Source organism: Geminisphaera colitermitum TAV2 (assembly GCF_000171235.2).
Classification (GTDB): Bacteria; Verrucomicrobiota; Verrucomicrobiia; order Opitutales; family Opitutaceae; genus Geminisphaera; species Geminisphaera colitermitum.
Genome location: NZ_ABEA03000061.1, coordinates 25,319 through 36,521 on the forward strand (window position 1 = coordinate 25,319; position 11,203 = coordinate 36,521).

General features: G+C 59.6%; 8 protein-coding genes and 1 pseudogene. 5 read left to right on the plus strand and 4 right to left on the minus strand.

What is annotated here, in order from left to right; all coding sequences use genetic code 11:
* Positions 1 to 33: 33 nt before the first annotated feature.
* Complete coding sequence (locus OBACDRAFT_RS07120) at positions 34 to 3,291, minus strand: M56 family metallopeptidase (protein WP_332835115.1); 3,258 nt, start codon at positions 3,289 to 3,291, stop codon at positions 34 to 36.
* On the opposite strand from OBACDRAFT_RS07120, the gene OBACDRAFT_RS27980 reads away from it, so the two are divergent.
* The gene (locus OBACDRAFT_RS27980) at positions 3,212 to 3,445 is read left to right on the plus strand and encodes a hypothetical protein (RefSeq protein WP_043584159.1); all 234 of its coding nucleotides are present in this window, start codon (positions 3,212 to 3,214) and stop codon (positions 3,443 to 3,445) included. The two genes, OBACDRAFT_RS07120 and OBACDRAFT_RS27980, sit on opposite strands and share 80 nt — an antisense overlap.
* An 88-nt stretch (positions 3,446 to 3,533) precedes the next feature.
* On the opposite strand, the gene OBACDRAFT_RS07135 is transcribed toward OBACDRAFT_RS27980, so the two are convergent.
* The 3 genes from OBACDRAFT_RS07135 to OBACDRAFT_RS30615 form a co-directional block, all read right to left on the minus strand.
* Entirely contained in the window at positions 3,534 to 3,923 is a 390-nt protein-coding gene (locus OBACDRAFT_RS07135) for a BlaI/MecI/CopY family transcriptional regulator (protein WP_043584161.1), read from the minus strand.
* A gap of 110 nt (positions 3,924 to 4,033) precedes the next feature.
* Positions 4,034 to 4,477, minus strand: coding sequence for an ACT domain-containing protein (locus OBACDRAFT_RS07140; RefSeq protein WP_043584182.1), 444 nt, complete (start codon positions 4,475 to 4,477; stop codon positions 4,034 to 4,036).
* A gap of 59 nt (positions 4,478 to 4,536) precedes the next feature.
* Positions 4,537 to 6,582: an LTA synthase family protein gene (locus OBACDRAFT_RS30615; protein WP_043584184.1), complete on the minus strand. Its 2,046-nt coding sequence runs from the start codon at positions 6,580 to 6,582 to the stop codon at positions 4,537 to 4,539.
* 176 nt (positions 6,583 to 6,758) lie between these two features.
* On the opposite strand from OBACDRAFT_RS30615, the gene OBACDRAFT_RS07150 reads away from it, so the two are divergent.
* The 4 genes and pseudogenes from OBACDRAFT_RS07150 to OBACDRAFT_RS07165 form a co-directional block, all read left to right on the plus strand.
* Entirely contained in the window at positions 6,759 to 7,670 is a 912-nt protein-coding gene (locus tag OBACDRAFT_RS07150; protein WP_043584163.1) for a hypothetical protein, read from the plus strand.
* A gap of 320 nt (positions 7,671 to 7,990) precedes the next feature.
* A complete protein-coding gene (locus OBACDRAFT_RS07155; RefSeq protein WP_081721870.1) occupies positions 7,991 to 10,081 on the plus strand; it encodes an FTR1 family iron permease in 2,091 nt (696 codons plus the stop codon).
* A 43-nt stretch (positions 10,082 to 10,124) separates the two neighbouring features.
* Entirely contained in the window at positions 10,125 to 10,643 is a 519-nt protein-coding gene (locus tag OBACDRAFT_RS07160) for an iron transporter (protein ID WP_043584165.1), read from the plus strand.
* 191 nt (positions 10,644 to 10,834) lie between these two features.
* Positions 10,835 to 11,203: pseudogene (locus tag OBACDRAFT_RS07165) on the plus strand (hypothetical protein); the annotation flags it as partial.

The following is an 11,203-nucleotide window of genomic DNA, read 5'->3' on the forward strand; positions in this document are numbered from 1 at the left end:
CCGTGACAACCTCGCTCACACGCTAACACCCGCTCACGTTTTTTTCTTCAGACGAAACACTTCCGTGAATTCGTCCTGATTTGACGGATACACGCGACTTGTCAGCGGCTCATATCCCTCCGCCTCGACACGCAATTGATAACGCATGCCCATGCGCTCGTTCTGCCAGTTGATGTTGCCGTCACGATATGTCATCGTCTCCTGCTGCTCCCACGAGTTCGAAGAGTCTTCCCCATTCCAACAAGCCCCTGGCGTAACCCTCACCAAAGGCACTGGTTTCCCCGTGTTCGCATCGACCACCGTCCCTAGCACGCGCAATGCAGGCTTGTTGATGATGACGTATTCTTCTTCCCGGGCGACCAGAGGATAATCATAGAGCGACCGAACTCCATCGCCACAATTGCCGAACCCGATTGTCACTGGTTCATCAGGAGCACCACGCCAGACAAAACACCCCTCCACATCGGTTTCTGTTCTAAACTCCAGAACATCAACCGATCTTTCATCTGCCTTTCCAGCCTTCCAACTGCTGACCCAAACCGAAGCGCCAACACGTGGCTTGCCATCGAGACCAACCACACGTCCGCGAACCACCCGACCCGGTTCAAGGGCAACGCGCATTGGCTCTGCAAGTGGTGCCTCAATGAGCATCGTCCTTGGTTTGTGGATCGTATCCTCAAAAGTAATACGCGCCTTCCCCTCCGCCACGCCGCGCAAGGTGAACATGCCATTCGCGTCGCTTCGGGTTACAATCCGACCGGAGAAAAACTTGCTGCCACCCAAGCTCACTTTGCATTTGGCCACGGGCTTGCCGTCAGAATCCACAATCGCTCCCGTGATTATCCGTTCACGTGCAAGTTGGATTTCACACGAACCATCCCACAGTGACTCATAGGCAAAACCTGTTTCGCGTCGAAAATCTCCTGAGGCCGAAACATAACCCGGACAAGTCACGAGAATATCCAAAAAGAACCCCGTTAGATTCCGTGCAATGCCTTCGATTTTCCAGCGCCCCTGGGCATCCGTTTTTGTGGTCAGTTTGCCTTCCAAACGATCGTTAAAAATCTCCAACGCCCCATAACGCCCTGGACGAAGTTCGACCTTCGCATTGGCTATGGGACGTCCGGACTCATCGATCACACGTCCCGACATGCCCACGGCGGGACGCAAACGCACGGTGTAGTTGTCCGGCACCTGAATCGGTGCGCGCTGCTTGTTCCAATTGACCCAATGCTGCGAAAAACCATCGGCTGCGATTCTCACATCCAGTGAAACGATTTCCTCCTTTGGCAACGCGATCACCAGACGTCCCTCTCCATCCGCCTGAACACGCCCCTTGTCCTCCCAATTAATTTTCACCGAGGCAGATACTCCCGGCACCGGTTTCCAAGTGTCCGCATCGACGCAATGCAATATGACCTGCTCGCGGTGAATCTGCACGCCATCCTTGGCCAGATACTTATGGGCATCCTGCTCGGGAAGCGAAAAGACCCCTTCCGGCAGGCCCTTCAACACATCGAATGCTGTCACCGTCACATCAGAAAATTGAAAAACTTCCTTCGTTCGCAATTCTCGTCGGTGACGCCGCGCATAAACCTCGCCCGATTCTGTCCGTCCAGCTTCATACAACATCCAGCGGCTCCCCGCACCCGATAGACTCCCTATGTATTTTTCTTCCTGATACACCAACAAATCATCCAGCGACGGATCGACTTCAAAAATCCAATGAGCTCTAGGATAACTGTTCATAGAAAAATCCACGACCCGAACCACCGGTTTCCCCTCCCGGCTGGCCATAAAGACACCCACTTTGGAAATATCCTGCTTTTCCGGATCATCCGACACCACACCACGCTTGAGCATGTCATCCACATGCTCCCAAAGCCAAGTCAGGTGCTGGTAACCAAGCATGTATTGTAGTTCTCCATCGAATACCGATCTACTGTTTCCTTCTATGTCCTGCACTTCAGACAGACGAATGGCATAACTTCGCCTGCCGTCATTGATTTCGTCCTTGTCCTCGACGTTGAGCGGCGTCCGATTTTCTCCCGGACGTCGTGCAAAAACAAATACATTGGGCCTCATCTGCGCACGATAACGCCCGGTCCATAAATCCGCCCACGCCTCCAAGCGTGTAGGTTGCGGCGTCACGGCGCGCTCAGCCTCCCGTTCCTCTCCCAATATTTTTTCCAACTTCACATGCACATAGCGAAACGCGTGCAGCCTGCGCCGTGTGTTGTCACGGATGCGCTCAAGCAACACACGCTCTTCCGCCGTCAGTTTCCGTCCCGTCCTTTGCGCAGTCTGAGCACTTGCCTCCTTTCGCACCAACAAGCAGACGGCGCCAGCAGACATCACACCGAGCACCAAAACCGCGCACGCCGCAAACCACCCCATGCGCCCCCGCCAATGACTCGCTGCCAACAAGGCCCGGATGCGTTTTTCCAAGGCACTCCGGCGAAAAACCATTGCGACGCCCGCCATTTCGACGGCCCCCGCCGCCAGCGAACCATCCGACGGAGTTGCCGCAATCGCCACCAACGTCTCCGCATAATCCGGCGCACCCACTTTGCGCAACACCACTTCATCATCCGCCGCCTCTTCCGCCTCCCGACACATGCGGCGCACCGCAAACGCGGCCAGCGGATTCCACCAAAACACACACGCCGCCAACCGCCCTATCAACAACCAGACCGGATCGCGCCGTCGCCAATGAGCCAGTTCGTGCAGGAAAACCATTCGCAATCGTTCAGTCGCCCAATCCAGTGCAACTGGCGGGAGATAAACCGTCGGACGCCAAAAACCGGCCAACAAAGGCGAAGCAACCCGGGGCGAAATACGTATAGCCGGATTCCTTACCAGTCCCATGTCCCGAGCCGTCTGCATCACAACGATAACCTGCTCCGCGGACCAACCCGGCACTGACGAACCACGTCGCAACCACCAACGTCCTGCCGCCATTCGTAAAGCAAACCATGCGCCCAACATTCCCGCCACGCCCCACCGAACGCCAGGCAACCAGCGTTCGATCTCGCGCCACGGCGAACGCCGCCAATCTGCAATGCCCCCCCACTCCACATTCGGCACCTCCCAAGGCGGCTGCTGAATTTCCGGCCTCCGGGCATCCGCACGCCTTTGTTCCAGCACCTCACTGACTATCTCATTCGACTGAATCACTCCCCACGCCTTCGTTTCGTTCAAAAAACGACTCGTGGCTGCGCGCTCCAATTTGACCGGCACCGTCGTCCAAGCTCGGAATCGTCGCACCGCCTTTGGCGCCATGTCCAACATCGGCAGCAACAACAACGCGAGCAACGCACTCCGCCAAGCCCAGCAACATGCGCGTGCCGAACGCCGGTGCAACACCATCACCACGCTCCACGCCAGCATTACGATGATAGTGCTTTTCAGGATACACAAAAAAAACGCCGTGATCTGCGGGTAATATCCCTCTAAAAACACAAACCTCGCGAGCGCAGACGACAGCATCGACCCGGACGACATGGAAATGGAAGAAGACAAAAGCAACGGGATCATTTTCTGCGCGCCTCTTCGATCAGTTTCATCAAACGCTCCGCCTCCTCCGCCGAAAGTCTCAGGCTCTTTTCTCCAAGCAACGCACACGCAGCCTCCCCGGCGGAATCGCCAAAAAAACGCCTTACGATTGCCCGCAATGCATCGCATCGTGCTCGGGACGCCGTTGTTTTAGGGGCAAACCAATCGCGCCCGTCAGGCGCCGTCATCTTTTTAACGACGCCCTTGTTGACCAGTATCCGCAAAATCGACCGGACCGCCGAATAGGTGGGCGCATTGTCGAGAGCATCTTCCACATCGCGAGCCGTGGCCCGTCCCATGCGGAAGATGATTTCCACTACTTGCCGCTCACGCTTGCTCAGATCGGGAGGAAAGGATTCAGGAGGCATGTATATGTTGAAATATCAACAGACAGAGATGGTCAACCAGATTGTTGCTTTTTCAACAGGCAGTACCGATATGCACCTGTCGTTATGCTTTTTGCCTGCCGGCAACCCTTTCAGGATTTTCCCGTCTGGAGCCTGCGCAACGCCGCCATCGCGTCCGCCGCGCGCTCAACCGGCACAAATATGTGGTCATGCCGCACCCCGGCCACGACATTGCAACTGATGCCCGCCTCAGCGAGCACACGCGAAAACGCCGCCGTCAACCCCACCGCTGCCAGATCGGAATGCACCGTCAACGTGATCCACGCCGCACGAAACACCACGCGCAACCCCAACCGTCGCGCGACGGATTCCTCCGCGATCACCGACCATCCCTCACGCTCTCGGAAGACCGCGATCACCCCGGGCGATTCTGCCACAGAAAAGAACGACGGAGTCGTGTCCGCATCCTTCTTCACTTCAGGCACGCAGGCGAAAACATACACGCCCTCGTTGAGCAAGGGCTCCATGGAACGGATGAGTTGCGACAGATCGGAAACCGGCAGTGACGGCATCATGGCCCGCAGCCTGCCCACCCCGCCCGCACTCACGCAAGCAAGCATCCCCGGCTCAAGCACTACGACTCCGGAGAAAAAATCCGCGCCGCGTAACGTTTGCCAAACATCATGTCGTATTGCAGCCGACGATAATCGCCAAGCAACGGATCTTCCCCCGCCGCCGGCAGCGGCCCCGCCATCGGTGTACCCTCCGCGCCGATACGCAGATTGCGGTCCAGCACGCGGTAATGCCGCCGCACTTCGCCCAGAAACCCCGTGTAGTAAGGATGTGTGATTCGCGCCGCCGTGAGCACATGAAACGGCAGCAGCGCCGGGCTGATCGTGCCGACATCCTCCACCGCACCGCCTCGATTTGACCACACCACAAGCGGCGTCTCGTGCTGCGCCACCATCGCCTCCGGCGGCCCCGAACGACGCGCCACGCGGTCCGGCATGAAACCTGTATTCACATAAACAGGACCAAGCGGCGGCAGGTGATCGCCAAAAAACACCAGGATCGTTTCCCGTTTGCGCCCCCGCGCCCACTCCACCAGGCGCGCCAGTCCGCGGTCGCCATCCGCCGTGCCCTCGGCGTAGCTTGCGATGGAATCGCGCGTTTCCTCGTTGATCTCGGCAAGACTCGCGGCGGGCTTGTTGGAATCGTGCGCTGACGATGCTGTCAGGTCCACCTCCACCCGGATCGTGGCATCCGGATAACGGCCCGCTTCGTAAGGTCCGTGATTTTGGAGAGTGACGGCGAACAAAAACAACGGCGCGCCGCCCGCCTGCGACGCCTCCGCCCGGCGGATGATCTCCTCCGACACCGCCGCATCGGAGACCAGCGGCCCCCGCTTCTCCAAGGCGGCGGCAGGCAACGTCTGCCCCGACAGGAACTCTTCAAAACCAAACGCCGCGTAAACCGATTTACGGTTCCAAAACCAATCGAAATACGGGTGCAGCGCATAAGTCGCGTAGCCCTTTTGCTTCAAAAAACTGGCGAGCGAAGGCAGCGATCCACGAATATATTGCTGATACGGAATGCTGCCGTAGGGCAAAAACGCATTGGAGAAACCCGTCAGCGCCTCGAATTCCACGTTCGACGTCATGCCGCCAAACTCCGGAGAAAACACATGCCCCGACAGCAACCCGCGCACCGTCGGAATCGGGTCCGGCGTCAACGTCACGCCCGGCAACCGTGACGCATCCCAAAACGACTCGTTCATCACGACAATGATGTCCGGCAAATCCGGTTGCGATGAAGCCGGCTCCACGGGCGCGGACATCCCTTCCGCAACGCCGCCGCCCCCCCCCCCCCCCGCTTGCGTCACCGATGTTTGGATACGCTCCGCAATCTCGTGAACCGCCGCTTCCGAATACCCGGCGGGCGCGGCAATCTTCGCCATGGGCAGGTTGAGCGCAAACGCCAGTGCGAAGCCATTGTGAGAATAATTCTCCTTCTGATTCCACATCATCGGCACGATCCTCAATTCGTCGCGCATCTTGGAATAGCTGGAATAATCCATCAACAACCCCATCACTCCCAGCGCCGGCAACGCGACGAGCACCCGCACCACCCGCCGTCGCCACGGCAGCACCGGAAACCTCCGTCGCCCAAACCACCACACCCACCCGATGGTCAGCGCCACCCCCACGATTCCCACTCCCGCCATCACCACCGCCCCCGGCCTCTCCCTCGCCAGCAATGGCAGCAACTCATACACCTGTCGCGCGTAGAAAAAATCCGTCGGATACAGCGGATCGCCCAGATAGATTGTTTTTTGCCGGCACAGCCACGCCGTCAGCAGCAGCAGCGGCGCAATAATCGTCACCGCATGGTGAGCCCGCCCCAGCAGCGCATCCAGCCCCGCCAGCAACAACGCGAACAACAACACCGTTGTCCACCAAGGCCGCCATGTGGAGCCGAAGAATCCCAACGTTTCACGAATCGACCCGCGGGCGATCAACTCCACCGCGAAAGCCAGCACCCCGGCGGCAAGCACCGCCACGAACGCGGACCGAACCGGCGGAATCACGCGTCGCGGCAACACGAAGCGTTCGCTGACGCGCTGACCGGCAAAGCGACTGGCAAGCCGTGCCTGGTTGATAACCTTGGTGAGAATGAACATCCGTGTGGTGCCAGGTTTTGCGATTGAAGCGGCAACCTGCCACGAATCCCCCATCTGTCGAGTCCCGCTGTAAAAAAATTCCTTAACCCGCGCCCCCCCCCCCCCCCCTCGCTACTCTCTTGATGTAACTCTTGCCCTTGCCCCTGCGTCTCGCTCCCATCCAACCAAACACACCTATGAGCCCCTCCAACAAAAACTACCTGCTCGGTCTTCTTGCCCTCACCACGCTTGCCGGCGCCGGCCTGACCATCAGCCAGCACCTCGAACTCAAAGACCTTAAACAACAATCGCGCGTCAACGTCACCCAAGTCGCCGCCGCCAGCAACACCGCCGCCAAGGCCTACCTTGACAGCGCCGCCTCCAAGGAAGAGGCCAAACCCGCTGCCGAGACCACCGAAGACACGCTCCCCGCTGTCGACAACGAAAACGGCCCCGGCCAGGACTTCGGGCGCGGCGGCCCCCGTGGTCGCGGCAACTGGGGGGCACGCATGGCCACCCTCATGAAAAACCCCGAGTTCGCCGCCGCCATGCGCACCCAGCAACGCGCCGACCTCGACCGCCGCTACGGCAGCCTCTTCAAGCAACTCAACCTCCCCGCCGACAAAATCAACCAGCTCAAAGACCTCATGCTCGAGCGCCAGGCCGCCGCCATGGACGTCATGAGCACCGCCGCCTCCCAAGGCCTCAACCCCCGCGAAAACCGCGAAGAACTCCGCCAGCTCACCCAAGCCATGCAGTCCGAAGTCGATGCCAACATCCGCGCCACCCTGGGCGACGCCGCCTACGCCCAATACGAAAGCTATAACAACACCCAAGGCCAGCGCTCCACCGTCAACCGCATCAGCGACAGCCTCTCCTACACGAGCACCCCGCTCAACAGCGCCCAGACCCAGCAACTCGTGACGATCATGGCCAACAACAACACCCGTGAAGTCACCGACCAAGTCATCGCCCAAGCTCGCGGCGTGCTCAGCAACGACCAAATCGCCGCCCTCCAGCAATATCAGGCCGAGCAGCAAGCCCGTTCCAAGGTCAACCGCATGATGCGCGAATCCGGCAACCGCCAGAACCAGCAGCGAGGCAACTAATTCCAATACCGCTCCTCAACCGCGGATGGACGCGAATTTTAGACAGAATCAACAAAATGAGCAGAATTAACAGAATTTAAGAAAAAGAATACCTCCCTCCTAAATTCCGTTAATTCATCAAATTCCGTTAATTCTGTCTAAAAAAACTGCTGTTCCGTGGTTGGCCCGCGTAACATCAGTTAAGTGAGCTCCTGCCAGCAAAGCATTGCGTCTCTAATGCCTGCAAGAAGGAGTCATTGAATGCGCCGCAACCCCCTCAATCAGGACATTTCGCCATTGCCGTTGTGTGCGATTGATTCTCAATCGCACATCTACCGCCGATGGCCGCACACGCACACCACACGCCCGCGCACCGCGCATTCAGGACAGTAACCGACACACTCAGCACCTGTCGCCTAACACCTGCCCCCCCCCCCCCCCTGTTTCTCCTCATCGCCCTTCTCGCCTTCGCCTTCCTTTCCCCCCCCGCCCCCGCGCAACCTGCTCCCGACGCCCCCTCCGCCTCCGCCCACCAGCGGCACATTGAAGACATCAAGGCGCGGCTCGACAAAACCTCCACCCTCTACGCCCAAAAACAAATCCCCGACGCCCGGCAGACCGTGCAGATGGCCTACTTTGAAGTTTTTGAAAACCTCGAAGGCCCCATCCGCATCAACATCTCCGCGCGAAAAAGCGCCCAACTCGAAGCCACCTTTGGCGAAATCCGCCGCATGATCGGCGACGCCCGCCCCCAGGCCGAAGTCGATGCCCGCATCGCCTGGCTCAAGCAGGAACTCGACGCCGCCCTCCCCATCCTCGACGGCGGCCACCAACTCGTTGCCCAAGCCCAGCACGACGGCCACGACAACGACGCCATCGCCCCCTACTGGAAAAAATACCTCCAACTCATCGACGACCGACTCGCCGAATCCGTCACCGTATATCAAGAAAACAACTACGCCCTCGCCCGCGAACGCATTCTCCAGGCCCAATTCGACGGCTTCAAAAATTCCGAACTGGAAATCGCCGTCCGCCGCCACCGCTCCACCACCCAGGCCTCCGCCATCAACCTCCGCTTTTCCAACCTCATTGCCCTCGCCGCCCGCCCCCAGCCTCCGCCCATCTCTGAATACGGCTACGAAATAACGACCCTCCTCCAGGAAATCGCCGACCAACTCCCCTCCCTCCCCCTCGTCCGCCCCGAGCACGCCATCACGCCCGACGGCGCCCCTGACCCCACCGACGCCGCCCTCGCCACTCAAAACGCCACCCCGGACCGCGACTGGCACGCCGTCTCCGGCCAGATCAACACCGCCATCGCCGCCGCCATCGCCACCTACCAAACCGGCGACGCCAAAGCCGGCATGACCGCCGTGCAGGACGCCTATTTCGACCTCTTCGAAGCCACCGGCATGGAAAACAAAGTCGGCGCCCGCGACACCACCGCCAAGACCACCATCGAAGGCTACTTCACCCGCCTCGTCAGCCTCATGAAAGCCGGCCGCCCCGCCGCCGAACTCACCGACCAGGCCACCCTCCTCGCCGCCGAACTCCAAAAAGCCTCCGCCACCCTCGGCCGTGCCGGCAGTTCCCCCGTGGAAACCTTCCTCTACAGCCTCCTCATCATCCTCCGCGAAGGCCTCGAAGCCCTCCTCATCGTCGCCGCCATCGTGGCTTACCTGATAAAAAACAACCACCGCGACAAACTCCCCCTCATCCGCAACTCCGTCCTCGTCGCCCTTGCCGCCAGCGTCCTCACCGCCATCCTCTTCCAGTGGCTCTTCGCCAACTCCGGCGCCAGCCGCGAACTCCTCGAAGGCTTCACGATGATTGCCGCCGTCATCGTCCTCTTCTTCATGAGCTACTGGCTCCTCTCCAAGACCGAGGCCCGCCACTGGAAAGCCTACCTCGAAGGCAAGCTCACCGCGTCCCTCACCCGCGGCTCCCTCTTCGGCCTCTGGTTCGCCAGCTTCCTCGCCGTCTACCGTGAAGGCGCGGAGACCGTCCTCTTTTACTTCGCCCTCTTCGGCGACGCCGGGCGCACCACCCAGGGCGCGCTCGCCATCGGGGCCGGTTTCGCCGCCGGCTCCGTCCTCCTCGCCATCGTGTATTTTATTATGCGATACAGCGTCGTCCGGCTCCCGTTAAAACCCTTCTTCCTCTTCACCGGCATTTTTCTCTACTTCATGGCCTTCGTCTTCGCCGGCAAATCCGTCCTCGAACTCATCGAAGGCAAACTCATCCACCCCACCCTCATTCCCGGCGTCCCCGAAATCGGCTGGCTCGGCATCTATCCCTACCGCGAAACCCTCGCCCCCCAGGCCTTGCTGCTCCTCGCCGCGCTCTTCGCCCTCTGGGTCATGCGCCGCCGCCGTGACGCGGTCGTCCCGCCCTCCCCCGCAGCAACCCTCCCCAACCACTCTTCGCAGTAAACTGCGCAGAAAACCACACACACACGACAAACACATCCTGTATATGAAAACCAAATACATTACCGGCCTTCTCGCCAGTCTCGTTGCCGCCAGCAGCGCCCTTGCCTTCAAGGAATGGCCCGCCGGCGAGCCGCAAACCGTCAACAAGATGGAAATCGCCGCCGTCTATCTGCAACCCATTGACATGGAACCCCGCGGCATGGGCCTGCCCGCCGCCAAGGCCGACATCCATCTCGAAGCCGACATCAAGGCCGTGGAAGGCAACCCCAACGGCTTCGGCGCCGGCGAATGGATTCCGTATCTGACCATTGAATACACCTTGGTCAACCTCGACACCAAGCAGACCCAGAAAGGCTCCTTCATGCCCATGGTTGCCAGCGACGGCCCCCACTACGGCAACAACATCAAGATGATGGGCGTGGGCAACTACAAGGTCACCTACAAGATCTACCCGCCCTCCAAGGCCGGCCTCCATCGCCACACCGACAAAGAAACCGGCGTTGGCGCCTGGTTCAAAGAATTCGAAGTCAGCTTCGAATTCAAATACGCCGGGCTCGAATAACACCGGCTGCGCCGGAAATCCCAAAAGGGCCAAATCCCAAAAGACAGTGCGCCTCAAGGCGCGGATTCCCTTTGGTATTTGATCCCTTTGGGATTTGATTCCTTGGGATTTGATCCCTTGGGATTTGGCCCTTTGGGATTTAGCGCCTACCTGTTCTCATCCGAACCTTACACCACCATCCGCGCGCTCCCGTGCTCTACTATTTCATCAGCGTCCTTTCTGCCTTCCTTCCCGCCGCCCTCCTCATCGGTCTCACTTGGGCTCCGCGCCGGGACCCCTCCACCGCGCGCCTCGGCTGGACGCTTCTGCTTTCTATCCTCATCGGCACCGTCGCCGGCCGCCTCCTCCCGGCCATGTCCACCACCCTCCTCTGGAGCTCCGCCCTTCAGATCGCAATTACCCTCCTCGCTCTCGCCGCGCAATTTGGAGTGCGGCGATTTATCGCCGCTTTGACGGGCCGTTTTAACGGCCCGCCCCCGCCCGACTCACCAACACCAACAAGCGACGCGATAAATCGCGCCGTCCAAAGCGGTGATAAATCACCGCACTCCATAGAAACA

Bases quoted from the DNA above. Each gene is read 5' to 3' on its own strand.
- OBACDRAFT_RS07120 (WP_332835115.1), bottom strand. From the start codon at position 3,291: ATGTTGGACATGGCGCCAAAGGCGGTGCGACGATTCCGAGCTTGGACG.
- OBACDRAFT_RS07135 (WP_043584161.1), bottom strand. From the start codon at position 3,923: ATGCCTCCTGAATCCTTTCCTCCCGATCTGAGCAAGCGTGAGCGGCAA.
- OBACDRAFT_RS07140 (WP_043584182.1), bottom strand. From the start codon at position 4,477: ATGATGCCGTCACTGCCGGTTTCCGATCTGTCGCAACTCATCCGTTCC.
- OBACDRAFT_RS30615 (WP_043584184.1), bottom strand. From the start codon at position 6,582: ATGTTCATTCTCACCAAGGTTATCAACCAGGCACGGCTTGCCAGTCGC.
- OBACDRAFT_RS07150 (WP_043584163.1), top strand. From the start codon at position 6,759: ATGAGCCCCTCCAACAAAAACTACCTGCTCGGTCTTCTTGCCCTCACC.
- OBACDRAFT_RS07155 (WP_081721870.1), top strand. From the start codon at position 7,991: ATGGCCGCACACGCACACCACACGCCCGCGCACCGCGCATTCAGGACA.
- OBACDRAFT_RS07160 (WP_043584165.1), top strand. From the start codon at position 10,125: ATGAAAACCAAATACATTACCGGCCTTCTCGCCAGTCTCGTTGCCGCC.